The organism is Kitasatospora sp. NPDC101801 (genome assembly GCF_044766665.1).
Taxonomy (GTDB): domain Bacteria; phylum Actinomycetota; class Actinomycetes; order Streptomycetales; family Streptomycetaceae; genus Kitasatospora.
Window position 1 is genome coordinate 1 of the sequence record NZ_JBIWML010000008.1, and the last position, 21,396, is coordinate 21,396.

At 70.9% G+C, this 21,396-nt stretch carries 20 protein-coding genes and 1 rRNA gene; 15 read left to right on the top strand and 6 right to left on the bottom strand.

All coding sequences use genetic code 11. The features are described from left to right. Positions 1–34 precede the first annotated feature (34 nt). The 9 genes from rrf to pstB all read left to right on the top strand — a co-directional run bounded on the left by rrf (position 35) and on the right by pstB (position 9,724). Positions 35–151 (top strand): 5S ribosomal RNA (rrf, locus tag ACIRPK_RS12685). A gap of 165 nt (positions 152–316) precedes the next feature. Next, positions 317–1,240, top strand: coding sequence for a mycothiol synthase (gene mshD, locus ACIRPK_RS12690; RefSeq protein ID WP_403036898.1), 924 nt, complete (start codon positions 317–319; stop codon positions 1,238–1,240). 281 nt (positions 1,241–1,521) lie between these two features. After that, complete coding sequence (locus tag ACIRPK_RS12695) at positions 1,522–3,735, top strand: RNA degradosome polyphosphate kinase (RefSeq protein ID WP_403036900.1); 2,214 nt, start codon at positions 1,522–1,524, stop codon at positions 3,733–3,735. Between the two features lie 79 nt (positions 3,736–3,814). Next, the gene (locus tag ACIRPK_RS12700) at positions 3,815–4,864 is read left to right on the top strand and encodes a CHAD domain-containing protein (protein WP_403036903.1); all 1,050 of its coding nucleotides are present in this window, start codon (positions 3,815–3,817) and stop codon (positions 4,862–4,864) included. After that, entirely contained in the window at positions 4,849–5,355 is a 507-nt protein-coding gene (locus ACIRPK_RS12705) for an NUDIX hydrolase (RefSeq protein WP_403036905.1), read from the top strand. Before ACIRPK_RS12700 ends, ACIRPK_RS12705 begins: the two co-directional genes overlap by 16 nt. 229 nt (positions 5,356–5,584) lie before the next feature. Further along, positions 5,585–6,712 (top strand): phosphate ABC transporter substrate-binding protein PstS, encoded by a 1,128-nt coding sequence (pstS, locus tag ACIRPK_RS12710; protein WP_403036908.1) that lies wholly within the window; start codon positions 5,585–5,587, stop codon positions 6,710–6,712. Between the two features lie 144 nt (positions 6,713–6,856). Next, on the top strand, positions 6,857–7,834 hold the full coding sequence (pstC, locus tag ACIRPK_RS12715) for a phosphate ABC transporter permease subunit PstC (protein WP_403036911.1): 978 nt from the start codon (positions 6,857–6,859) through the stop codon (positions 7,832–7,834). Continuing rightward, entirely contained in the window at positions 7,834–8,904 is a 1,071-nt protein-coding gene (gene pstA / locus ACIRPK_RS12720; protein ID WP_403036914.1) for a phosphate ABC transporter permease PstA, read from the top strand. Before pstC ends, pstA begins: the two co-directional genes overlap by 1 nt. A gap of 43 nt (positions 8,905–8,947) precedes the next feature. Continuing rightward, positions 8,948–9,724, top strand: coding sequence for a phosphate ABC transporter ATP-binding protein PstB (pstB, locus tag ACIRPK_RS12725; RefSeq protein WP_403036916.1), 777 nt, complete (start codon positions 8,948–8,950; stop codon positions 9,722–9,724). Positions 9,725–9,828: 104 nt separating this feature from the next. Here pstB and ACIRPK_RS12730 read toward each other — a convergent pair whose 3' ends face one another. Both ACIRPK_RS12730 and ACIRPK_RS12735 read right to left on the bottom strand, forming a co-directional pair. Further along, a complete protein-coding gene (locus tag ACIRPK_RS12730) occupies positions 9,829–10,821 on the bottom strand; it encodes an anion permease (protein WP_403036919.1) in 993 nt (330 codons plus the stop codon). A 5-nt stretch (positions 10,822–10,826) separates the two neighbouring features. Further along, the gene (locus ACIRPK_RS12735) at positions 10,827–11,447 is read right to left on the bottom strand and encodes a DUF47 domain-containing protein (protein ID WP_057227898.1); all 621 of its coding nucleotides are present in this window, start codon (positions 11,445–11,447) and stop codon (positions 10,827–10,829) included. Positions 11,448–11,754: 307 nt separating this feature from the next. On the opposite strand from ACIRPK_RS12735, the gene ACIRPK_RS12740 reads away from it, so the two are divergent. Further along, on the top strand, positions 11,755–12,108 hold the full coding sequence (locus ACIRPK_RS12740) for a metal-sensitive transcriptional regulator (protein ID WP_403037414.1): 354 nt from the start codon (positions 11,755–11,757) through the stop codon (positions 12,106–12,108). A gap of 24 nt (positions 12,109–12,132) precedes the next feature. Here ACIRPK_RS12740 and ACIRPK_RS12745 read toward each other — a convergent pair whose 3' ends face one another. The 4 genes from ACIRPK_RS12745 to ACIRPK_RS12760 form a co-directional block, all read right to left on the bottom strand. Then, positions 12,133–12,312 (bottom strand): hypothetical protein, encoded by a 180-nt coding sequence (locus ACIRPK_RS12745; RefSeq protein WP_403036922.1) that lies wholly within the window; start codon positions 12,310–12,312, stop codon positions 12,133–12,135. A 104-nt stretch (positions 12,313–12,416) separates the two neighbouring features. Continuing rightward, the gene (locus ACIRPK_RS12750; protein ID WP_403036925.1) at positions 12,417–13,268 is read right to left on the bottom strand and encodes a hypothetical protein; all 852 of its coding nucleotides are present in this window, start codon (positions 13,266–13,268) and stop codon (positions 12,417–12,419) included. Positions 13,269–13,785: 517 nt separating this feature from the next. Further along, complete coding sequence (locus ACIRPK_RS12755) at positions 13,786–14,451, bottom strand: phosphatase PAP2 family protein (RefSeq protein WP_403036928.1); 666 nt, start codon at positions 14,449–14,451, stop codon at positions 13,786–13,788. A 137-nt stretch (positions 14,452–14,588) separates the two neighbouring features. Continuing rightward, positions 14,589–15,641, bottom strand: a complete 1,053-nt coding sequence (locus tag ACIRPK_RS12760; RefSeq protein ID WP_403036931.1) for an NlpC/P60 family protein — start codon at positions 15,639–15,641, stop codon at positions 14,589–14,591. Positions 15,642–15,889: 248 nt separating this feature from the next. On the opposite strand from ACIRPK_RS12760, the gene ACIRPK_RS12765 reads away from it, so the two are divergent. The 5 genes from ACIRPK_RS12765 to ACIRPK_RS12785 all read left to right on the top strand — a co-directional run bounded on the left by ACIRPK_RS12765 (position 15,890) and on the right by ACIRPK_RS12785 (position 21,362). After that, on the top strand, positions 15,890–16,240 hold the full coding sequence (locus ACIRPK_RS12765) for a hypothetical protein (protein ID WP_403036934.1): 351 nt from the start codon (positions 15,890–15,892) through the stop codon (positions 16,238–16,240). Positions 16,241–16,377: 137 nt separating this feature from the next. Then, positions 16,378–17,184 (top strand): hypothetical protein, encoded by an 807-nt coding sequence (locus ACIRPK_RS12770; protein WP_403036937.1) that lies wholly within the window; start codon positions 16,378–16,380, stop codon positions 17,182–17,184. After that, positions 17,174–18,415, top strand: coding sequence for a hypothetical protein (locus ACIRPK_RS12775; RefSeq protein WP_403036940.1), 1,242 nt, complete (start codon positions 17,174–17,176; stop codon positions 18,413–18,415). The genes ACIRPK_RS12770 and ACIRPK_RS12775 overlap by 11 nt, the downstream gene beginning before the upstream one ends. 7 nt (positions 18,416–18,422) lie before the next feature. Then, entirely contained in the window at positions 18,423–19,991 is a 1,569-nt protein-coding gene (locus ACIRPK_RS12780) for an SCO6880 family protein (protein ID WP_403036943.1), read from the top strand. Positions 19,992–20,012: 21 nt separating this feature from the next. Next, on the top strand, positions 20,013–21,362 hold the full coding sequence (locus ACIRPK_RS12785; protein ID WP_403036945.1) for an ATP-binding protein: 1,350 nt from the start codon (positions 20,013–20,015) through the stop codon (positions 21,360–21,362). Positions 21,363–21,396: the final 34 nt, after the last annotated feature.

A 21,396-nucleotide genomic window follows, 5' to 3' on the forward strand; every position in this document is an offset into this window, starting at 1 on the left:
ACGGGTGTGGTGCGGTCATACAGTTTCATAGTGTTTCGGTGGTCATAGCGTGAGGGAAACGCCCGGTTACATTCCGAACCCGGAAGCTAAGCCTCATAGCGCCGATGGTACTGCAGGGGGGACCCTGTGGGAGAGTAGGACGCCGCCGAACAATCATTCACAGAAAGCCCCTACCCGGGATCGGGTAGGGGCTTTCTGCATTTCCGGACCAGAACGACCAGCCCGACCCGATCCGGGCCCCCGGGCCGGCGACTCCGTCGGAGCGGACCCGGCGGACCGTCCGGTTTCGGTTCTGACGCCGCGTATGGTCGGCCTCATGGAGACGACGAACCCGAGTCAGGACGGTATCCGCAGCACCGAGACCCTCGGTCCGGACGATCTTGCGGCGGCCAGGGCGGTGCTCGCGGCGGCGGGTGTGGAGGACGGGCGGGAGGCGGTGTCCGAGGCGGGGCGGTTGCGGTTGCGGGTGGACAGCGCGCGGCCCGGGGTGACCCATCTGGTGCAGCGTCAGGAGGGCGTGCCCGCGGGGTACGCGCAGCTGGAGGTTGGGGAGGAGCGGACCACGGTGGAGCTGACCGTGCATCCGGACCTCCGGCGGCTCGGGCTCGGGCGGCAGTTGCTGGACGCGACGCTGGCCGAGGCGGATGCGGGCACGGTGGACTTCTGGGCGCACGGCGGTCACCCGGGCGCCGCGCGGCTGGCGGCGGAGTACGGGGCGGAGCTGGTCCGGGAGCTGCGGCAGATGCGCCGGCCGGCCGACGAGCAGCCGGCCGAGCCGGTGCTGCCCGAGGGCGTGACGGTGCGGACCTTCCGCCCGGGGCAGGACGACGCGGCCTGGCTGCGGTTGAACGCGCTGGCGTTCTCGCACCACCCCGAGCAGGGCAGCTGGACGGAGCAGGACCTGGCCGAGCGGCTGGTCGAGCCGTGGTTCGACCCGGCGGGCCTGTTCCTGGCCTGGCGGGGGGAGCAGCTGGTCGGCTCGCACTGGACCAAGGTGCACCCGGACGGGCTGGGCGAGGTGTACGTGGTGGCGGTGGACCCGGCGGAGCAGGGCAACGGGCTGGGCCGGGCACTGACCGCGACCGGCCTGCGGCACCTGGCGGAGGACCGGAAGGTCCCGGCCGTGCTGCTCTACGTGGACGCCGACAACCCGGCCGCGGTGCGGGTCTACGAACGGCTGGGCTTCACGGTGCACGAGGTGGACCTGATGTACCGCCTGGACACCGCCGGCCCGCGCTGAGCCGGGTGGGGGCCGAGCGGCGGCCTGACCTGGCCGAGGCCCGTACCGGTCGGTGATCCGGCCCGGACACGGGGTGACCGACTCAGCTTTCCTCCTGGCCATGCGGTGTTTACCGTGGATTAAGTTAACGCCGCAAAGATCACAGGATGACGTCAGCAGTGCCACGCCCCCGGTCGGCCGGAGACCCCTCGGCCGACCGGTCGCCGACCGCCCCGGGCGGTTGGGTTCTGGCGCCTGCCGCCGGGAACCCGGAGAACGTCCTGCTGGAGGAGCTGGAGCCCATGAGCGTCCCCCGTCCCGCCTCCGTCCCGAAGAGCTCGAAGGGCCCGAAGAGTCCCGCTGCGGTCACTGCCGCGGCCCCCGCCACCGCCCTGCCGCCGTCGCTGGCGCTGGCCGAGGTCGATCTCGAGGTCGACGGCCAGGAGCTGGAGGAGCTGCCGCAGGGGCGGTTCCTCGACCGCGAGCGCAGCTGGCTGGCGTTCAACGAGCGGGTGCTCGAGCTCGCCGAGGACCCGCAGATCCCGCTGCTGGAGCGGGCCAAGTTCCTGGCCATCTTCGCCAGCAACCTGGACGAGTTCTTCATGGTCCGGGTGGCCGGGCTGAAGCGCCGGATCGCCACCGGGGTGGCCCAGCGGTCGGCCTCCGGGCTGCAGCCGCGTGAGGTGCTGGACCAGATCTGGACCAGGTCGCGCGAGTTGATGGCCCGTCATGCCGCGACCTTCCAGCAGGAGGTGCTGCCGGACCTCGCGACGGAGGGCATCGAGCTGGTCCGCTGGGCCGAGCTGGCGGAGAAGGAGCAGGCCCGCCTGCACACGCTGTTCCGGCAGAAGATCTTCCCGGTGCTGACCCCGCTGGCGGTCGACCCGGCGCACCCGTTCCCGTACATATCGGGTCTGAGCCTGAACCTGGCCGTGGTGGTGCGCAACCCGGTCTCCGGGCACAAGCACTTCGCCCGGGTGAAGGTGCCGCAGTCGCTGGCGCGCTTCCTGGCGGCGGGTGACCAGCGTTACGTCCCGCTGGAGGACGTGATGGGGGCGCACCTGGAGGAGCTCTTCCCGGGGATGGAGGTGTTGGCCCACCACGCGTTCCGGGTGACCCGGAACGAGGATCTCGAGGTGGAGGAGGACGACACCGAGAACATCCTCAAGGCGCTGGAGAAGGAGCTGATGCGGCGTCGGTTCGGCCCGCCGGTGCGGCTGGAGGTGGAGGAGTCGATCGACCCCTACATCCTCGACCTGCTGGTGCGCGAGCTGAACATCACCGACGCCGAGGTCTTCCCGCTGCCGGGCCCGCTGGACCTGACCGGGCTGTTCGGGATCGCCGACCTGGACCGCCCGGAGCTGCGGTACCCGAAGTTCGTGGCGGGCACGGCCCGTGGGCTGATCGAGGTGGAGTCGGCCTCGCAGCCGGACATCTTCGCCGCGATGCGCGAGCGGGACGTGCTGCTGCACCACCCGTACGACAGCTTCTCCACCTCGGTGCTGGCCTTCCTGGAGCAGGCGGCCAACGACCCGGACGTGCTGGCGATCAAGCAGACGCTGTACCGGACCTCGGGCGACTCGCCGATCGTGGACGCGCTGATCGACGCGGCCGAGTCGGGCAAGCAGGTGCTGGTGCTGGTCGAGATCAAGGCGCGCTTCGACGAGCAGGCCAACATCAAGTGGGCCCGCAAGCTGGAGGAGGCGGGCTGCCACGTGGTCTACGGCCTGGTCGGGCTGAAGACGCACTGCAAGCTCTCGCTGGTGGTCCGTCAGGAGGGCGACACGCTGCGGCGGTACGCCCACGTCGGCACGGGCAACTACCACCCGAAGACCGCGCGGCTCTACGAGGACCTGGGGCTGCTGACCGCGGACCCGCAGGTCGGTGCGGACCTGTCGGACCTGTTCAACCGACTGTCGGGCTACTCGCGCCGGGAGTCCTACCGCCGGCTGCTGACCGCGCCGCGCGGGCTGCGGGACGGGTTGGTGGCGCGGATCCAGCAGGAGATCGCGCACCACCGGGCGGGGCGGCCGGCGTTCGTGAAGATCAAGGTCAACTCGATCGTGGACGAGTCCGTGATCGACGCGCTGTACCGCGCCTCGCAGGCCGGTGTGCCGGTCGACGTCTGGGTGCGCGGGATCTGCGCGGTCCGCCCCGGGGTGGCCGGGCTGAGCGACAACATCCGGGTGCGCAGCATCCTGGGCCGATTCCTGGAGCACTCCCGGATCTTCGTGTTCGGCAACGGCGGCGAGCCCGAGGTGTGGTTCGGCAGCGCCGACATGATGCACCGGAACCTGGACCGCCGGATCGAGGCGCTGGTGAAGGTGACCGACCCGGCGGCCCGTGCGGAGCTGTCGGGCCTGATCGACCTCGGGATGTCGGACGAGACCGAGTCCTGGCACCTGGGGCCGGACGGCCGCTGGACCAGGCACGCGCAGGACGCCGAAGGGCGGCCGCGTCGGCACGTGCAGGACCTGCTGATCGACTCCAGGCAGCGCCGACGCAAGCTGCCGTAGCAGGAGCTGACGGACAGTCACCATCCCCGGGGCATCGCCACCACAGCGGGGACAGCCCTCGGGGGGACGAGGAATCAGCATGACCGATCTGCCGACGACGACGGAGCGCACCGACCACCCGGCCCCGGCCGGGGAGGTGCTGGCGGGGTACCTGAACGCCCGGGCGGGGGCGTTTCTTCGAGCGCTCCCGCTGGCGGTGGGGGAGGCCGGGTCCCGGACCGGCTCGCTGCCGAGCGCCGGGGGCGGCGGGCAGGGGGTGGCCTCCGGGACGGGGGAGCTGCTGCGGTGCGTGCGCCGGATCGGCGGGGCGCTGCACACCTTCTCGACGGTCTTCGAGCCGGTCTGGGCGCAGGAGACCCGGACGGAGCTGCGCTGGCTGTCGGGGCTGCTGGCGCAGGAGCCGGGGTACGTCCGGCGGTCGGCGCGGCTGCTGGCGGCGCTGGACTCGCTGAGCGAGACGGACCCGGGCCGGCCCGGGATGCTGGCCGGGCACGCCGGTGCGCCGAAGGCCCGGGCCCTGATGGAGCGTCAGCTGACGCTGGCCAGGACCAGGGCGCACACCGCGCTGCTGCAGGAGCTCCGGTCGGCCCGGCTGCACGCGCTGGCGGACCGGATGACGCTGCTGGCGGGGGAGGTGCCGATGCTGCCGGGTGGCGAGGCGGACCTGCGGCCGCGGGTGGCGACCGCGCTGGGGGTGCTGGAGGCGGGGGTGGCGACGCTGCCGCCGGCCCGGGCGCCGTACGGGGGCGAGGGGCTGCACCGGCTCGGGGCGGTGCCGGCCCAGGGCGCGCCGGTGGACGCCGACGCGGTGGTGGCGGCGGACGACGCGCCGTGGCACCGGGTGCGGATCCTGGCGAAGCGGGCCAGGTACGCGCTGGAGGTGTGCGGTGCGGGGCTGTCGGAACTGGACGGGGTGGACCGGGTGCTGGACCGTCACCAGGAGGCGGCGGACGCGGCGGTGACGGTCTCGACGGCGGCGCGGACGCCGCGGATCACCCCGGCGACGGCGTACGTGCTCGGGGTGGTGCATGCTGATCAGCGGCTGGAGGTGGAGGCGGCGAGGTACGCCTTCGGCCACCAGTGGCCGACTCTCCAGCATCACGGATGGCACGAATGGGCAAGCTGCTGACCGCACCGGTCCGGGGGACGCGCGGGCGGCCGTCCCGGCACGGGCAGACCATCCTGGCGGCCGGGGCGGTGCTCTGGGTGCCGGGGCCGCCGAAGAAGAGCGGCGTGGGCCGGAAGAAGCCGCGGATCGCGCTGATCCACCGGCCGAAGTACGACGACTGGTCGCTGCCGAAGGGGAAGCTGGACCCGGGGGAGGGCTGGCGGGCGGCCGCGCTGCGGGAGGTCAGGGAGGAGACCGGGCTGCGCTGCGTGCTGGGGGTGGAGCTGCCCACCCAGCACTACCTGGCGCAGGGGCGGGCCAAGGAGGTCAGGTACTGGGCGGCGGTGCCGACCGGTGGCTCGTTCACGCCGAACCGCGAGGTGGACCGTTTGAAGTGGCTGTCGCCGCGGAAGGCGAAGGCCCGGCTGACCCACGCCCGGGACCGGGAGCTGGTGGACGCGCTGCTGGCGGCGCTGGGCGACGCGGCGGCCGGGCGGTTCGCGGACGAGTGATCTCGTCGCGCCCTGTCCGTGACGCAACCGTTACTACCGATCGGTGTTTCCCGCCATCCGCTACAGGTTCACTCTCCGTTCACTTGTGACCGCCTGACGCGTCACCTACCCGGCCTAACTTCGGTAGCACCGGAGGGCCGCACGGGCCCCGGACCACAGCAGAACCCGTACCGCCGTCCCACGTCGGGAGCAGGCAGAGCACGGGTGGTGCCACAGAAAGGGAACCCCTGTGAAGCTCCAGCGGAACGGCCGCTCCAAGGCCCTCGCGATCGGTGCCATGGCGCTCGTTGGCTCGCTGTCGCTCGCGGCTTGCGGCTCGGACGACAACGCCGACCCCAAGGCGTCCGGCTCGGCCGCCCCGTCCGCCGCCGCGATCGCGTGCGGCAAGGCAGGCCAGCTCCTCGGCGCCGGTTCCACCGCGCAGGGCAGCGCCATCGACGTGTGGAAGGTTGCCTACGGCAACGCCTGCGCCGGTTCGACGATCACCTACTCGGGCGGCGGTTCGGGCGCGGGTGTCCAGCAGTTCAACCAGGGCAAGGTCGCCTTCGCGGGCACCGACTCGGCCCTGAAGCCGGCCGAGGTCGACGCGTCCAAGGCGGTCTGCAAGACCGGCCAGGGCATCAACCTGCCGCTGGTGGCCGGTCTGATCTCGGTCATCTACAACGTGAACGGCGTGGACAACCTGGTCCTCGACGGCCCGACCCTGGCCGCGGTCTTCGACTCGAAGATCACCAAGTGGAACGACCCGGCGATCGCCAAGCTGAACCCGACCGCCAAGCTGCCGGACGCCGAGATCCAGACCGTGCACCGCTCGGACGACTCGGGCACCACGGAGAACTTCACCAAGTACCTGTCAAAGGCCTCGGCCGGTGCCTGGACCTACGCGCCGGCCAAGACCTGGGCGGGCAAGGGCGGCCAGTCGGCCAACCTGAGCGCCGGTGTCTCGGCCCAGGTGAAGACGGTCCCGAACTCGATCAGCTACGCCGAGCTCTCCTACGCCCAGACCAACAACCTGAAGTCGGCCGCCATCGCGACCGGCGCCAGCAAGCCGGTCGAGGCCACCGCCGCCAACGCCGCCACCACCTTCGCCAAGGCGAAGATCGCCGGCACCGGCAGCGACCTGGCGCTGACCCTGGACTACGCGACCAAGGAGGAGGGTTCCTACCCGCTCGTCCTGGTCACGTACGAGGTCGTCTGCGACAAGGGCAACAACGCCGAGACCCTGGAGACCCTGAAGTCCTTCCTCACCTACACGGTGAGCGACGCCGGCCAGCAGGCGATCGCGCCGAAGGGCTACGTCCCGCTCCCCAAGGAGCTCGGTGACAAGGTGAAGGCCGCGGTCACCGCGCTCGCCTAGATCCACCGCACCACCGGCCGGGCGGCCCTCAGTTGAGGGGGGCGGGGCTGCCCGGCCGGATCCACCACCGCACCACAAGTCCGGGGCACCGCCGCCATGGTGCCGCCCTCCGCGGGGCAGCACCACCAGACCGGAGTACACACCATGACTTCATCACCCCCTGCTGCCACGCGCGGCAGGGCACGCCAGAGCCGGGACAGTCGGCGCGGCGACACCATCTTCTTCAACCTCTCCCGCGGTTCGGGCATCCTGCTGCTGGTCGTCATGGCCGCCATCGCCGGGTTCCTGACGTACCGTTCGGTGCTCGCCTTCGGGCACAACGAGGGCAACTTCCTCACCACCTTCGAGTGGATGCCGGACGCGCCCAAGCCGACCTTCGGCATCGCCGTGCTGGTCTTCGGGACCGTCGCGAGCGCGATCGTCGCGATGGTGATCGCGGTTCCGGTCGCCATCGGCGTGGCGCTGTTCATCTCGCACTACGCCCCGCGCCGGATCGCCCAGCCGTTCGCCTATCTGGTGGACCTGCTGGCGGCCGTGCCCAGCATCGTCTACGGCCTCTGGGGCGCGCTCTTCCTGGTGCCGCACCTGCGCGGTCTGACCAGCTGGCTGGACGAGTACCTCGGCTGGACGTACATCCTCGACTCGACCAAGGTCGGGGCCGCCCCGCGTTCCCTGTTCACGGTCGGCATCGTGCTGGCGATCATGATCCTGCCGATCATCACCGCGGTCTCCCGCGAGGTCTTCAAGCAGGCGCCGCGGATGCACGAGGAGGCGGCGCTCGCCCTGGGGGCGACCCGCTGGGAGATGATCCGCACCGCGGTGCTGCCGTTCGGCCGCCCGGGCGTGATCTCCGCCTCGATGCTCGGCCTCGGCCGGGCGCTCGGTGAGACCATCGCGGTCGCCACCGTGCTCTCCGCCAGCCCGCAGCTCTCGCTGCACCTGCTCGACGCGGGCGGCGGGACCTTCGCGCAGAACATCGCGCTCCGCTTCGGCGAGTCCGGCGAGAACGGCCGGAACGCGCTGATGGCCTCCGGCCTCGTCCTGTTCGTGATCACCTTGCTGGTCAACGGCGCTGCTCGCATGATCATCGCGCGCCGCAAGGAATACTCGGGGGCCAACTGATGAGCGCCGTTACCGACACCGTGACCGTGACGCCGCAGCTGCACCGGGGTCTGACGACCGATCGGCTGCCGAACTGGGCCCCGGCCGGGATCGCCGCCGTCGCGATCGCGCTCGGCGTCCTGATCGGCCTGGTCGGTGACCTGCAGAGCCGGATCCAGTGGGGTCTGATCGCGGGTCTGCTCTTCGTCGGCCTCACCTACGGGCTGTCCGCCCGGATCGAGGGCCGCCGGCAGGCCAAGGACCGGCTCGCCACCTCGGTGGTCTGGCTGGCCTTCGTGATGGCCGTCATCCCGCTGGTCGCGCTGGTCTTCTACACCGTCCAGCAGGGCGCCGGTGTGGTGGACGCCTACTTCCTGAACCACTCGATGAAGGGCGTGCTGTTCACCGAGGCGGGTGGTGGTGTCTACCACGCGCTGATCGGCACCCTGGAGCAGGTCGGTCTGGCCACCCTGATGGCGGCCCCGATCGGTCTGCTGACCGCCGTCTACCTGGTGGAGTACGGCCGTGGCCGGCTCGCCAAGGCGGTCACCTTCTTCGTCGACGTCATGACGGGCATCCCGTCGATCGTCGCCGGTCTGTTCATTCTCTCGCTCTGGATCCTGCTCTTCGACTTCGAGTACTCCGGCTTCGCGGGCAGCCTCGCGCTGGCGATCCTGATGATGCCGGTGGTGGTCCGTTCCACCGAGGAGATGCTCAAGCTCGTTCCGAACGAGCTGCGCGAAGCCGCCTACGCGCTGGGCGTGCCGAAGTGGAAGACCATCCTGCGGGTGGTCCTGCCGACCGCGATCGGTGGCATCACCACCGGCGTGATGCTGGCGGTCGCCCGTATCACCGGTGAGACCGCGCCCGTGATGATGCTGGTCTTCGGGGCCGACATCATCAACTCGAACCCGTTCGAGGGTCCGCAGCAGTCGTTGCCGCTCTACATCTGGCAGCAGTACCAGACCAACAACGACTTCGGGTACGCCCGCGCCTGGGGCGCCGCACTGGTGCTGATCGCCTTCGTGATGGCGCTCAACCTGGTCGCCCGGGGCATCGCCCGCTGGCGTTCGCCCAAGTCCGGTCACTGACACACCGACTGACGCCCCAGAAGACGAGAGAAGACGAAAGATCATGGCCAAGCGCATCGACGTCAGCGGACTGTCCGCCTACTACGGCACCACCAAGGCCATCGAGGACATCTCGATGACCGTCGAGCCCCGCTCGGTGACGGCCTTCATCGGCCCCTCCGGCTGCGGCAAGTCCACCTTCCTGCGCACCCTGAACCGGATGCACGAGGTGATCCCCGGTGCCCGGGTCGAGGGCAAGGTGCTGCTCGACGACGAGAACCTGTACGGCTCGGCGGTCGACCCGGTCGCCGTCCGCCGCACCGTCGGCATGGTGTTCCAGCGGCCGAACCCCTTCCCCACCATGTCGATCTACGACAACGTGGCGGCCGGGCTCAAGCTGGCCGGCGTGAAGAAGAAGTCGGTACTGGACGGCGTGGTGGAGAAGTCGCTCCAGGGCGCCAACCTCTGGAACGAGGTCAAGGACCGGCTGAACAAGCCCGGTGCCGGCCTGTCGGGCGGTCAGCAGCAGCGGCTCTGCATCGCCCGCGCGATCGCGGTCGAGCCGCAGGTGCTGCTGATGGACGAGCCCTGCTCGGCCCTGGACCCGATCTCCACCCTCGCCATCGAGGACCTGATCGGTGAGCTCAAGTCGCAGTTCACCATCGTGATCGTCACCCACAACATGCAGCAGGCGGCCCGGGTCTCCGACCGCACCGCCTTCTTCAACCTCGCCGGGGTCGGCCAGCCGGGCAAGCTCGTCGAGCTCGACGACACCCAGCGGATCTTCTCCAACCCGTCCGTCCAGGCCACCGAGGACTACATCTCGGGCCGGTTCGGCTGAGACTGCTTCGCGGCGCTGCATGGCGGTGCCGCCGCGAAGTCAGAGAAGGCCCGCCCCCGTGATGTGGGGGCGGGCCTTCGTCGTGCCGTGACCGGCGGGTCGCGCTAGAAGACCAGGTAGACGGCCCAGTAGATCAGCGCGGCGACCAGGGCGGCGGCCGGCATGGTGATGAACCAGCCCAGCACGATGTTCTTGGCCACGCCCCAACGGACCGCGCGGATCCGCTTGGTGGCCCCCACGCCCATGATCGCCGAGGTGATGACGTGGGTGGTGGAGATCGGCGCCTTGAAGACGAACGACGTGATGTACATGATCGTCGCGGCGGTGGTCTCGGCCGCGAAGCCCTGCGGCGGGTCCAGCTCGATGATCTTGCGGCCGAGGGTCCGCATGATCCGCCAGCCACCGGCGTAGGTGCCCAGCGAGAGCGCCGTGGCACAGGAGATCTTCACCCAGACCGGGATGTCGCTGCCGCTCTGGTGACCGGAGATGGTGAGCGCCATCACCACGATGCCCATGGTCTTCTGGGCGTCCTGCAGACCGTGGGCCAGCGCCATCGCGGCGGCCGAGGCGGTCTGGGCGACCCGGAAGTTGCGCTTGGCCCGGTGCGGGTTGGCCTTCCGGAAGATCCACAGGATCGCCAGCATCACCAGGAAACCGGCCACCAGGCCGATCACCGGCGACAGGAACATCGGGATGATGATCTTGTCCACCACGCCGGACCAGATCACCTTGGTGCCGCCGGCCAGCGCCGCGCCCACCATGCCGCCGAACAGGGCGTGCGAGGAGGACGAGGGCAGCCCGAAGTACCAGGTGACCAGGTTCCAGGTGATCGCGCCGACCAGGGCGGCGAACAGGATGCCCATCCCCTGACGGCCCGTCGGGGTGGCGATCAGGCCCTCGGAGACGGTCTTCGCGACCCCGGTGCCGAGGAAGGCACCGGCCAGGTTCATCACCGCGGCCATCGCCAGCGCGGCGCGCGGGGTGAGGGCCCGGGTGGAGACCGAGGTGGCGATGGCGTTCGCCGAGTCGTGGAAGCCGTTGGTGTACGTGAAGAAGAACGCCACCCCGAGGACGGCGATGAGTGCTGCCGTATCCACGCTGGTCAGGACTCCTTGACGGCGATGGTCTCCACCGTGTTGGCCACGTGCTCGAACGCGTCGGCGGCCTCTTCGAGGACGTCCACGACCTGCTTGAGCTTCAGCACCTCGATCGCCTCGTACTGACCGCTGAACAGGTGGGCGAGCAGCTTCCGGTGGATCTGGTCGGCCTGGTTCTCCAGCCGGTTGATCTCGATCCAGTACTCGGTGAGCTTGGTCATGGTGCGCAGCTTCGGCATCGCCTCGGCGGTCAGCTCGGCGGCCCGGGCGAGCACCTCGATCTGCTGCTCGACGCCCTTGGGCAGGGTCTGGATGTCGTAGAGGACGACCAGGTCGACCGCCTCCTCCATGAAGTCCATGATGTCGTCCAGCGAGGACGCGAGGCTGTAGATGTCCTCGCGGTCGAAGGGCGTGATGAAGGAGGAGTTGAGCTGGTGGAAGACCGCGTGGGTGGTGTCGTCCCCGGCGTGTTCGGCGGCGCGCATGCGCTCGACGATCTCCGCGCGGGCCGACACGTCTGAACCCAGCAGTTCCAGCAGGAGCTTCGATCCCACGACCAGGTTCTCCGCGGCTGCGGCGAACATGTCGTAGAAGCTCGTCTCCTTCGGGGTCAGGCTAAAACGCACGGAAATCTCCGATGTGCGGGGTAGGGACTGAACGATGCTAGGCGCAAGGCGTCAGAAGTGCGCAAACGGGGTGATGTTCACGGAGCCGGAGCGTCCGGTTCCGCACTTCGGCACACGGCGGTTCGGTCGGGGCCGCACACCGGTGTGCGGACGTGAGTCATCAGTCTGACGGAACAGCGGCCCGATTACCCCCCTGTTGCGGTCGGAGATCGGTCGTGCCGCTCGTACGGAGGAACAGACCCGGGCCCCGGGGTGTTGGACACTTGGGCCCTACGGACAGGTGAGCACCGAGACTGAGGCGGACGGGATGACCAGCGTCGGGACACAGGATGCCGAGCTCCAGCAGGAGCCCGGGCACCAGGAGCAGGCCGGGCACGGCCCGCACGGGTACAGCTCGCAGAAGGCCGAGCACCTGAAGCGGCTGCGCCGGATCGAGGGTCAGGTGCGCGGCCTGCAGCGGATGGTCGACGAGGACGTGTACTGCATCGACATCCTGACCCAGGTCTCGGCCAACACCAAGGCGCTCCAGGCGTTCGCGCTCTCGCTGCTGGAGGAGCACCTGCGGCACTGCGTCGCGGCCGCCGCCGAGCAGGGCGGCGCCGAGCTGGACGCGAAGGTGGCCGAGGCCACCGCCGCGATCTCCCGCCTGCTGCGGACCTGACGCCGGCCCGGGGCTGACGCCCGGTCAGCCGGACGCCTCGTCACCCGACCGCAGCACCTCGTCGATCCGCTCGGGGGCCAGCCGCTCGCTCTCGCTGTCGGAAGCGGCGATCATCAGCTCCCCGGTCAGCTCGATCTCCTCCAGGGCGGTCTGGTCGTGACCGCCGCGGGGCCCCGAGGACGCCATCACCCGTTCCACCCCCATGGACCCGTCCGACCGGTGGCGTGCCGCCCCCGACTCCAGCGTAGGGAGCCGGGGCACGCGGCCGCATGGCACGGACGGGCCATCTCTGGCGACCATCCGGGCGGTTACTTCGGCGGGGTGGACGCCGCAGGCCGATCGGGCCGCATGGAGTAGATCTCGGCCGGCGCCGGCTCCGCGGCCTCCACCGGCTTCCCGAACTCGGACAGCGAGAGCACCGAGACCACCTTCACCTGGTCCTTGGGCTGCTTCGACCCGGCCACCCCGGAGAACCCGAACGTCTGCACCACCTTGCGCAGCCGCCCCTGCCCGTCCAGCCACGCCTCGTACGGGATCTCCTTCACCGTGAACGTCCCCGCGGCCATCCGCAGCCCGTCCCCGCCGCGCCCGCCGGTGGCCTCGGCGGCCTTGGCCAGGTCGAGCACCCCCTTGTAGTGCTTGAGCTCCACCCCGCCGACCGACTCGGTGCCGACCAGCTCGGCCTGCTGCGCACCGCGCAGCGCGCCGGCCGCGCTGGCCGGGTCGGTGGCCCCGCTGCTGACCAGGTTGCCGTCCGGGAGCTGGCGGATGTCCAGCTTCACCCACTTGCCCTCGGGGATCTTGGCGCCGCTGTTCTGCAGGTAGACCGTGCCGGGCAGGACCACCTCGGCGATCTTCCCGGTGGTCGCGGCGCCCGGCGGGACGGTGATGTCCAGGCGGCCGATCCGCTTCACGTAGTCGTAGCCGCCGGCGCCGGTGAACACCGCCTTCTTGTCACCCGACTCGGTGGTCAGCTCGGTGACCGCCTGGGCGGAGCCGGTGCGGCCGGTGATGTCGGCGGCGCTGCGGACGGCGGTCAGCGGGTCGGCCGACAGCTGGTCGGCGGAACCACCGGCCGGGTGGCCCGACCCGCCTCCACAGGCGGTCAGAGCGGCGGCGAGCACCGCCACGGCGGTGGCGGTACGAGCGGACTTCTTCACGACAGCGACAACCCCCTCGGGCCTGGGCCCGGCAAGCAGCCACCCCGGATGGGCAGAGCTCTTGCGTGGCAAACGAGTTGACGGCCCGGGGGTTACGGGCGGACCGGCGCACAGTGTTCATTTCGCGCCGGTCGGCGGAGCGGTTACCGTGGCAGGGTGCCCCGCGAGCATCACGTGACGATCGACGAACGCGGCTCCTTCGCCATCGCCCACTGCACCTGCGGCTGGTCCGCCCCCGCCCGCCGCTCCCGGGAACGCTCCCGACGCGACGCCGCTGAACACCTGGCGGCCCCCGACGCCGACCTTCTGGCACGAGGTGCACCACCAGGGGCTCGGGGAACTGCGACGCCGGCCTCGTAGAAGGTGATCGTCGCGTAGGTGGTCAGGCACTTTCGCAGTGACCCCGGCGCCAGATCCCCTCGCAGTTCCCCGATCCCCTGGACAGTGCAACTGGACGCCCTGCCAAAGGCGGAGCCCCCGAGCCCCTGGGGGGGGGTGCCTGCCCGGAGCGGAGCTCCTAGGCCGCGAGGTCGCGTTCCGCGTGGCGGCGGGAGCGGCGGCGGGGTTGGGGGGCGACCAGCAGGGGGCGGAGGGCGGTCCGGGTGAGGGCGTGGCAGAGCGGGACCAGGACGGCCATCGCGAGCGGGGCGAGCAGCAGGACCACCGCGGCCGCCAGCGCGTAACCGCCGAGCACGTCGGTCGGGTAGTGCACCCCGACGTACAGCCGGGCGAAGCCCTGGAGCAGGGCGAGCCCGGCGGCGATCAGCCCGAGGCGTCGGTTGACCAGGTAGAGGGCGATCGCGAGGCCCATCGACATGGCCGAGTGGTCGCTGACGAAGGAGAGGGTGCCCTCCTTGCCGGCCACCAGGACGTCCAGGTCGGGGTGGTCGACGAACGGGCGGGGCCGGTTCACCAGGGCGGAGATCGGCAGGTTGGCGAGCTCGCAGAGGGCGACCGCGAGCGGGGCCCAGAGCAGGCCGGCGACGGCGACCGGGGCGTCCGGGCGGCGGCGGGCCTGGAGCCAGGCGACCACGCCGATCAGGGCCAGGCCGAGCAGCAGGCCGTACTCGCCGAACCAGGCGACGGTGCCGTCGACCCAGGAGGGTGCGGAGTCGGCCAGCCCGTTCACCGCACGCAGCAGCTCCAGGTCGGGCCCGGTCGTGTCGCCGAGCAGCGTCGACACGCCACACCTCCGTCGGATCCGATTGTTCGCCATCGGTCACAACGCCGGAACCGGGGTATCGGGTTCCGTCTCGACGCGGTGTTATGAAAAATTGACTGACCGTCCACTTCGCGGTCACAGACCTCTGGTCGGTGCGGTCACTCCCGCCCGGTGCCCTGGCCGCCGCTGGCGATGTCGCCGTCGGCGTTCCTGGTCGGCAGGGCGACCGCGCCGTCCGGGGTGACCCGGGTGGCGCCGAAGTACTTGGCCCGGTCGATGCTGTCGTAGCGGATCACCGCGCCGGTGTGCGGGGCGTTGATCATGTACCCACCGCCGACGTAGATGCCGACGTGGTCGATCGAGCGCGGGTCGCTCTGGTCGGTGGCGAAGAAGACCAGATCGCCCGGACGGAGTTGGTCCCGGCTGGGGTGCGGTCCGGAGTTCCACTGGTCGTTGGCGACCCGCGGGAGCTCGATGCCGACGCTGGCGTACGCGGCCTGGGTCAGCCCGGAGCAGTCGAACCGGCCGTCCTGCGAGGCCCACCCGTTGCCGCCCCAGAGGTACGGGGTGCCGAGGGTGCGCTGGGCGTAGTAGATCGCCCCGGCGGACTGGGCGGACAGCGCGAGCGAGCTGCCCGCGACGGGCGCGGTGAAGCTCTGGGCCAGGGACTTGATGCTCCGTACGTAGCCCTGGGTCTCCCGGTACGGCGGGATGCCCTGGTACCTGGTGACCGCGTCGGGGCCGGCGTTGTAGGCGGCCAGCATGTTCGACTGCAGGTCGCCGGGGACCTTGGCGACGAACCTGGCGAGCGCGCAGTCGAAGGTGGCGGCGGAGGCGATCGCGTCCAGCGGCTCCCACGGGTCGGCCTTGCCGTCGCCGTTGCCGTCCCGGCCGTAGCCGGCCCAGGTGCCGGGCATGAACTGGGCCATCCCCTGGGCGCCGACCGGGCTCTTGGCGGTCGGTTTGAAGCCGCTCTCCTGGTAGAGCTGGGCGGCCAGCAGCGGGGGCGACAGCTCCGGGCAGAGCGCGCCCCACTGTTCGATCGGCGCCTGGTAGGCGGCCGGGACCGAACGGCTGGAGAGGGCGAGGTGGTTGCCGGCGGCGGCCGGGGCCCCGCTGGCGGCGTACGTGCCGAGCACGATCACGGCGACGAAGCCGACGGCGAGCACGCCGACGGCGCCTGTGGCGGCCTTGGCCTTCCCGAGTAGCATCAGCACCGTCCCGACGAGGCGTCAGTTTCCTGTGTCCGAGAAGGCATTGCTCAGCGCAATCATCGCAGATACAAAGAGTGAGCGGTATCATTCGTACGGTGGACATCCTGGCGTACGTGTCCCATCCCCTGCGACCAATCCGCGAGAAGCAGCCAAGTCGGCATCAGATCTGGCCAAGAATGGGTACCGGCCCTTCGCGCAACCCTGGTCCGGGGCCTTGAATTTGCCTGATCGGGCGGTGAGATGGAATGAACCAGAGCAACCTGCTGAGCGACCGGATCGGCTTCCTGGCCGAGGACCCTCCCAAGAAGGCGGGCATCGACACCATCATCGGCGGCATCGCCCCGGACTGGGGCCCGTTCGCCAGTCTCGGCGCCGAGGCCCGGACGATGGTCCAGGTGGTGATGGCGGTCGCCATCCTCTCCTGCCTGGGCATCGCGATCTGGGGTGCCGCCAAGCAGCGGATCGGCGCGACCGCGATGCGGGACACCTTCGGGGCCGAACAGGGCAAGGGGCTGATCGTCGCGGGGCTGACCGGCGTGTTCATCATCGGATCGCTCGGAACTCTGTTCACCATTGTGTACGGCATGGCCATCTGACGATCGGACAGTCCTAACCCCGGTGGTGCGGCCAGGCGGCCGTCGCCGCCGGGCTGTCGCGCATCCCAACCCGTTCGCGCAGCACAGTCAGTCCACGCTTGGGCGCCCGCCGGGCTCCCCGTACCAGGAGGGTCGCCGTGCCGGTGTCCGACGACCAGCCGCACACCCGGACGCGGCTGCCGGTCGGCGAGCAGTCCGTCTACCAGTCGACGGGCCGTCAGCCGCGCCCGCTGCGCACCTTGTTGACCGTTCTGCTGGTGGTGGCCCTGCTGGTGGTGGCGATCTCGATCGCGAACCGGGACAAGCCGGACCCGGGCGCCGCCGCCTCGGCCGACCAGGTGACCGCCCCGCCCGCCTCCGCCACCGCTCCGACCGGCCAACTCCCGGTCACCACCGCCTCGAACGGCATCGGCGTCGGGTACCCGCACACCGGCCAGGGCGCCCAGTCCGCCGCCGCCAACTACGCGGTCGCGCTGGGCTCGGCGGAGATGCTCCGGGCGGAGGGGCGGCGCACCGTGCTGGCCACCATCGCGGACGCCTCCAGCCAGGCCCCGCTGACCGCCCGGCTGGACGCCGCGTTCAGCAAGGAGATGCTGGCCCGGCTCGGCCTGGACGACAAGGGGAAGGCGCCGAAGGGGACGACCTTCGTCAGCCGGACCATCCCGGTCGGCACCAAGGTCACCAACTCCGCGGACACCGCCACCGTGGTCGAGGTCTGGTGCACCGGCCTGCTGGGGCTGGCCGGCGCCTCCTCGGTGCTGCCGGTCACCGAGAACTGGTTCACCCTCACCGTCACGATGCGCTGGACGGGAGCCGACTGGAAGTTGACCGACTTCGCCCAGCGGACCGGTCCGGCCCCGCTGCCCGGCGACCAGCAGGCCGCCACCGCCGAGGAGATCACCGGCGCCGTCCAGGACTTCGGAGGCTTCCGCTATGCCCGTTGACGGACACCGACTCCGCCGGGCGGCCACGCTGCTCGGTTCGCTCCCGGTCCTGGTGCTGCTGGCCGCCCGGCAGGCGTGGGCCGATCCGGCGGTGCCCTCGCCCACCCCCCGGTGCAACCTGCCGCTGCCGGGCGGCACCAGCGTCTGTGACGCGCCCTCAGGTGCGGCGGTGGTCCCCAGCGGTGGTGGCGGCACCATCGGCGGCGGCATCACCGACCCGCTCGGCTCGCTGGCCAAGGGCTGCGCCCAGGCCGCCGCCTACGTGGTGCGGGCGCTGTCCGGCGCGATCGACGGCACCACCCAGGTGGACTTCACCAACGCCGCCTTCCTCCAGCAGTACGCGGTGGTGTTCGCGGCCTCCACGGTGATCACCCTGGTGCTCTGGCTGCTCGCGGTGACCAAGCGCGCGGTCCGCGGCGCCTCGCTGGCCGGGGCCATCTCGGAGGCGATCGGCTTCCTCTGGCTGACCGTCATCGCCTCCGCCTTCACCCCGCTGATCCTCTACACCCTGGTCTCCGCCACCGACGGCCTGACCGACGCGATCTCGGCCGGCACCAAGTCCGACACCGGCACCTACCTGGGCGGCTTCGCGGACACCCTGGAGAAGGGGTCGATCGGCGGCGGGCCGCTGATCCTGATCATCATCTCGCTGGTCGCGGTGCTGGCCGCCGCGGTGCTCTGGATCGAGCTGCTGATCCGGGCCGCGATGCTCTACGTCGGCGCGCTGCTCGGCACCGCCGTGTACGCCGGGCTGGTGGACAAGCAGCTCTGGAAGCACGTCCGGCGCTGGGCCGGGGTGATGCTCGCGGTCGACCTGGCCAAGCCGATCATCGTGATCATCCTCGGCCTGGCCGGCGCGGTGGCCACCGGTGCCGGGGTCACCGACGACTTCTCCAAGGTGCTCTCCGGCCTGGCCATCCTGTTTCTGTCGATCTTCGCGAGCGCCGCCGTCTACCGCTTCGTCCCCGGCTTCGGCGACGAGATGATGCAGCTGCGGAACGCCCGGGCGAGCGCCGTCTCGGCCGGCTCGGCGATGATCAACGGCCCGGCCAACCTGGTCAAGCAGGGCATCTCCACGCACGGTTCGCGCGGCGGCCCGCAGGCCGCCAACGCCTCCACCGGAGCGGGCGGCGGCTCCGTCGCCCCCGGTATCGCCGCGCACGGCTCCCGCACCCCGGCCCCGCCGGCCCAGGCCCCCGCCCCGACCACCAACCCAGTGAAGGGAGCGTGACCGGCCAGTGAGCAGCGAACAGTACGGCGGTGGTTCCTACGCCCAGCCGTACGTGCACCAGCGTCGCACCTACCTGATCGGCAAGTCCCGCCCGAACGCGCCGATCGGGCGCAACCGGGAGTCCGGGGAGATCGTGCTGATCATCTTCGGCGCCTTCCTCGGCATGGTGTGGGGCCTGGCGATGCCGGTCCTGCCGTTGCGGATCGCCGGTCTGATCGGTCTGCCGCTGCTCGCCGTGATGGCCGTCTACGTGCCCTACAGGCGGCGGACGTTCTACAAGTGGGTGGAGATCAACCGCACCTACCGCCGCACCGCGCGCAGCGGCCGGGGGCTGTGGCGGTCCGACGTGGTGGACGCCGGTACCCGGCTGGACGGCCGGGAGATCGAGATCGGCCCGCCGCCCGGCGTCGGGCGGCTGCGCTGGCTGTCCGCACCGTTCGGTCCGGACGAGGTCGGGGTGCTGATGCACCTGGAGCGCCGCACCGTGACGGCCGCGATCGAGATCGAGGGCCCGGGCGTCGGGCTGCGCGACTCGGAGGACCAGGAGACGCTGGTCGACCGGTTCGGCACGCTGCTCAAGCACGTCGCCAACGGGGACGGCTTCGTGACCCGGCTGCAGATCCTGGCCCGCACGCTGCCGGCCGACCCGGACGCGCACGCCAAGGACGTGGAGCGGCGGGGCAACCCGTCCTCGCCGGGCTGGCTGCAGGACAGCTACGACCAGCTCCAGTCGATGGTCTCCACCTCCTCCGAGCAGCACCGGGCCTACCTGGTGGCCTGCATGCACTACACCCGGGACCTGGCGGCCGAGGCACACGCGATGGGCCGCACCTCCGGGGCCCGGCGGGCCAGGGACGACGAGGGCCTGGCGGCCGTGATGGCCCGTGAGCTGACCGACATCTGCGCCCGGCTGGCCGAGGCCGACATCCGGGTCAGGCAGCCGCTCGGCCACGCCCGGCTGTCCTCGCTGCTGCACTCGATGTACGACCCGGACCACCCGATCGACCACATCCAGGCGATGAGCCAGCGGAATGCCTGGCCGGCCGAACTGGACGCCACCCACCAGCAGTTCCTGCAGGCCAAGACCCGGGAGTCGGCCACCAGGGAGCCCTGGTGCCATGCCACCGCCTGGATCAAGGAGTGGCCGCTCACCCCGGTCGGGGTGAACTTCCTGGCCCCGCTGCTGGTGCACACCCCGGACGTGATCCGCACCGTCGCGGTCACGATGGACCTCGAGCCGACCGACGTCGCGATCGAGCGGATGCTCACCGAGAAGACCAACGACGAGGCGGAGGCCAGCCGGGCCGCCAAGATGAACCGCACGGTGGACCCGCGCGACCTGGCGCACACCGGCCGGGTGGACCAGCGCGGCGACGACCTGGCCTCCGGCGCGGCCGGGGTGAACCTGGTCGGGTACATCACGGTTTCCTCGCGCAGCCCGGAGGCGCTGGCGCGCGACAAGCGCACCATCCGCGCCTCGGCGGGCAAGAGCTACCTCAAGCTGGAGTGGTGCGACCGCGAGCACCACCGGGCCTTCGTCAACACCCTCCCGTTCGCCACGGGCATCCGCCGCTGACCCTTCCCGGGAGGACCACTGATGGCCATCGGAAGCCTGACCGACGCTTTCACCAGCCTGATGTTCGGCAAGGTGGAGACCGCCCGGCTGCCCGTGCGCACCTCCACCGGCCAGGCCCAGGCGGTGTACCTGCCCACCGCCGCCCCGGGGCTGGGCGACTCCGGGGTGATCATCGGCCGCGAGGTGTACAGCGGCAAGGGTTACGTCTACGACCCGTTCCAGCTGTACGGGCAGCAACTGCCGGCCCCGCACTGGCTGGTGCTCGGCGAGTCCGGTAACGGCAAGTCGGCGCTGGAGAAGACCTACGTGCTGCGCCAGCTGCGGTTCAAGGACCGCCAGGTGGTGGTGCTGGACGCGCAGGGCGAGGACGGCGTCGGCGAGTGGAACCTGATCGCCAACGCGCTGGGGATAAAGTCCATCCGGCTGGACCCGATGGCCGCCCGGGACGGTGGCGTCAAGCTCAACCCGCTCGACCCGGCGATCACCACCACCGGCCAGCTGTCGCTGCTGCGCACCATCATCGAGGTGGCGATGGGGCGCGGCCTGGAGGAGCGGGCGGGCTTCGCACTGAAGGCCGCACACGCCCATGTGCTGGCCACCGTGACGGACCGTCAGCCGGTGCTGGACGACATCATCACCACCCTGCGCAGCCCGGAGCTGGGCTCCACCGACTCGCTCGGGGTCGAGGTCCGGGACGTGCAGTCCTGGGGCCTGGACGTCGCGCTGGTGCTGGACCGGCTGGTCGACGGCGACCTGCGCGGCATGTTCGACGGCTCCACCACCGACGGCATCGACCTGGACGCGCCGCTGATCGTCTTCGACCTCTCGCACATCGACCGGAACTCGATCGCGATGCCGATCCTGATGGCGATCGTCGGGGTCTGGCTGGAGCACACCTGGATCCGTCCGGACCGGAAGAAGCGGATCTTCCTGGTCGAGGAGGCCTGGCACATCATCAACAGCCCGTTCGTGGCCCAGCTGTTCCAGCGGCTGCTGAAGTTCGGCCGGCGGCTCGGGCTGTCCTTCGTCGCGGTGGTCCACCACCTCTCCGACGTGGTGGACGGGGCGGCGGCCAAGGAGGCCTCGGCGATCCTCAAGATGGCCTCCACCCGGACCATCTACATGCAGAAGGCCGACGAGGCGAGAGCGACCGGCCGGGTGCTCGGGCTGCCCCGCTGGGCGGTGGAGATCATCCCGACGCTGTCCCCGGGCATCGCGGTCTGGGACGTGAACGGCAACGTCCAGGTGGTCAAGCACATCATCACCGAGGCCGAGCGGCCGCTGGTGTACACCGACCGCGCGATGACCGAGGACGCGGTGGCGGAGCGGGACCGGGCCGAGCGGCACCTGGAGGCCGAGCCCCGGCGGTGAGGGGCCGTCAGTCCCCGGCGGTCCGGTCGGATTC